The sequence below is a fragment of the Pseudomonas sp. MD195_PC81_125 genome (genome assembly GCF_014060985.1).
GTDB classification, from domain to species: domain Bacteria; phylum Pseudomonadota; class Gammaproteobacteria; order Pseudomonadales; family Pseudomonadaceae; genus Aquipseudomonas; species Aquipseudomonas parakoreensis.
In genome coordinates this window covers 1-2,659 of the sequence record NZ_JABULD010000589.1, presented here as the reverse complement: position 1 = coordinate 2,659, position 2,659 = coordinate 1, and the positions used below count along the sequence as shown (strand labels likewise).

The 2,659-nt window shown below is 57.6% G+C and carries 2 protein-coding genes and 2 tRNA genes; 3 read left to right on the top strand and 1 reads right to left on the bottom strand.

All coding sequences use genetic code 11. The annotated features are described in order from the left end of the window. Positions 1-36 precede the first annotated feature (36 nt). A complete protein-coding gene (gene dinB / locus HT737_RS23940) occupies positions 37-1,098 on the bottom strand; it encodes a DNA polymerase IV (protein WP_047292012.1) in 1,062 nt (353 codons plus the stop codon). A gap of 279 nt (positions 1,099-1,377) precedes the next feature. Here dinB and HT737_RS23935 point away from each other — a divergent pair. The 3 genes from HT737_RS23935 to HT737_RS23925 all read left to right on the top strand — a co-directional run. After that, positions 1,378-1,454 (top strand) — tRNA-Met (locus HT737_RS23935). Positions 1,455-1,663: 209 nt separating this feature from the next. Continuing rightward, a tRNA-Met gene (locus HT737_RS23930) sits at positions 1,664-1,740 on the top strand. Positions 1,741-2,019: 279 nt separating this feature from the next. Beyond that, a partial coding sequence (locus HT737_RS23925; RefSeq protein WP_182404137.1) for a YbhN family protein occupies positions 2,020-2,659 on the top strand: 640 nt, incomplete at its 3' end.

Below are 2,659 nucleotides of genomic sequence, written 5' to 3'. Positions count from 1 at the left end.
TGTAGGAGCTGCCGCAGGCTGCGATCTTTTTGACTTTTAACGCTCAAACAACTCCATCTGCTCAAACCCACCGCGCAAATCCTCCAGCCGGACCCCCACCCCCAACAACCGCACCGGTTTCCCGCCACGGTTGAATGCCTGCGTCAGCATCAACTGATAACTGCCCAAATCGCGCCCTGCCCCGGCCTGTTCCAGTGTGGTCTGGGTAAAATCGTGAAACTTCACTTTGACGAACGGCTTGCCCGGCCGATAACTGCTGTCGATCCGTTCCATGCGGGTTTTCAGGGTGTCCAGCAGCTCCGGCAGCTTGTCGAGGCAACTTCGCAGATCCGGCAGATCGACGTCGTAGGTGTTTTCCACGCTGATTGACTGACGGCGACTGTCGTTATGCACCAGCCGGTCATCAATCCCACGGGCCAGACTCCAGAGTCGCTCACCGAAACTGCCGAATTCGCGCACCAGCGCCAACTTGTCCCACTCGCGCAATTGCAGGCAATCGGCGATGCCGAGTTTGCCCAGCTTGTCCGCGGTGACTTTGCCGACGCCGTGCAACTTGCTCACCGGCAAACCGCTGACGAAATCTTCCACCTGATCCGGAGTAATGACGAACAGCCCGTTGGGCTTCTTCCAGTCACTGGCGATCTTGGCCAGAAACTTGTTCGGCGCCACACCCGCAGACACGGTGATGTGCAACTGATTGGAAACGCGCCGGCGGATATCCTGAGCAATACGCGTGGCGCTGCCGCCAAAATGCGCACTGTCGGAGACGTCAAGATAGGCTTCGTCCAGCGACAGCGGTTCGATCAGGTCGGTGTAATCGCGAAAGATCGTATGAATTTCCTTCGAGGCTTCGCGATAGGCGTCCATGCGTGGCTTGACGATGGTCAGGTCGGGGCACAGCTTCAAGGCGTGCCCGGATGACATTGCCGAGCGCACACCATAGGCCCGCGCTTCATAGTTGCAGGTTGCAATCACTCCACGCCGATCCGCCGACCCGCCCACCGCCAGCGGCTTGCCGGCCAGGTTCGGGTCGTCGCGCATCTCGATGGCGGCGTAGAAACAGTCACAGTCGACGTGGATGATTTTTCGCTGGGTCATGACAGAAAAAGCAACATGGTGAGCCGGAAACGCAGTATCTCACTGACACCTGTATATAGCACCAGTAGTCCGAATGTTCTTTTCAGTCTGTAGGACATCGACAATGAATTTATTTTCTCAATTGAAAATCATTGGACGATAGAGCTGAAAGCCTTGCCCCACCTGCCCTGCGTCCCTTCTCCCGCCCTGCAAAAAGCGCTAAGCGATTGAACAGGAACAGATTTATCCAGATTCAAGGTTGACACTTCGGCGATCCTCTGTAGAATGCCGCCACACAGACGCGGGATGGAGCAGTCTGGTAGCTCGTCGGGCTCATAACCCGAAGGTCGTCGGTTCAAATCCGGCTCCCGCAACCAAACATCAAAAAAGGCTACTCGAAAGAGTGGCCTTTTTTGTGCGCGTCTGTTTTTCAATCAAACGCGCAGCCGAGCGAGCAGGAATTCGTTGCATTTCCGAAACTTACCGTTGCGCTGCGACCGTTTGACGCAAATTCACACTTATTTGACCCTTTACGGGATTAGCGGTTGACACCTCGCCGTTCGCCTGTAGAATGCCGCCACACAGACGCGGGATGGAGCAGTCTGGTAGCTCGTCGGGCTCATAACCCGAAGGTCGTCGGTTCAAATCCGGCTCCCGCAACCAAACATCAAAAAAGGCTGCTCGAAAGAGTGGCCTTTTTTGTATCTGTGGAAAAAGTCCTTTCGCAACAATGATCTGTCACGCTGCAGTGAAACGCTCAGGATCATCAGACCCGCCCGGTTGCGACTATGCTTGAGTCGCAGGCAAGACGTCTGCAATCCATGACCCGCCCTCGCCGATCCCGGATGAGAGGCGTAGTATTTTGTGATTATTTTTTTCTACAGGGATTGGTAACTTGGCTGGATACCTCCATCCTGTCGCGCACAATCCAAGAGGTGATTGATGCGCGCCAACTCGTCTGATTCACAAGACACCGTCACAGCAGAACATCCGATCAAACCCGAGCGCCTGCGCTTGCTGGATCGGTTGAGCAAATATCGCCAGCCGATCGGTCTGGCGGTCACGTTGCTGCTGTTTGCCATTGCGCTGATTGCCTGCCGCCATCTGCTGAGCGAACTCGATCTCTACGCCCTGCATGACTCGATCCTGGCCGTGCCGAAACCGGCCCTGCTGGGAGCCGTGAGTGCGACGGTGGTCGGCTTCATCATATTGCTCGGCTATGAATGGTCGGCCAGCCGCTATGCCGGCGTGGCCTTGCCGCCGCGCACCCTGGCACTGGGCGGCTTCACCGCGTTTGCGATTGGCAACGCCATCGGCCTGTCGCTGCTGTCCGGCGGCTCGGTGCGCTACCGTTTATATGCACGACATGGTCTGGGGGCATCGGAAGTCGCGCACATGACGCTGTTCGCCAGCCTGTCGCTGGGTTGTGCCCTGCCTCCGCTGGCCGCCCTCGCGACCCTGAGTGACCTGCCCGCCGCCTCCACTGCATTGGGTTTGTCAGAAGGCCTGCTCGGCACGATCGCCGCGGTGGTGCTGGGGCTTGGCGCGATTCTGGCCGTCGGCATCTATCGCCGCCGCCTGC

What these genes read in the sequence shown, in the direction of transcription:
- dinB (WP_047292012.1), bottom strand. Translation starts at nt 1,098, where the DNA reads ATGACCCAGCGAAAAATCATCCACGTCGACTGTGACTGTTTCTACGCC.